Genomic DNA, 255 nt, shown 5'->3' with positions numbered 1-255 from the left:
TTTAGAGCAACGAAACCTGCAAAATTTACGAGAAGCAGAGAAACGTACTATGGTGGCAAATGCGGAGACTAAAAAAGCAACGTCTGGAAAGCAATCATATGAAGACCAAAAAAAGCAAAATTCCTTAACCAATAGATTGAGTAAGATAGAAAGCAATATCAATAAGTTAGAACGCGAGATTAAAGAGTTAGATGTGGAGTTGGCAATTAATTATGACGCTACCATTGCGCAACCTAACTTTTTTGAAAACGATCA

1 pseudogene is annotated in these 255 nt (G+C 36.1%); it reads left to right on the top strand.

The features are described from left to right. Positions 1-255: pseudogene (locus ACY2RS_RS15680) on the top strand (ABC transporter ATP-binding protein); the annotation flags it as partial.

This window comes from Patiriisocius sp. 208BN25-11 (genome assembly GCF_058147145.1).
The sequence above is the reverse complement of the archived record's forward strand: the minus strand, read 5'-3'. Positions and strand labels throughout refer to the sequence as shown.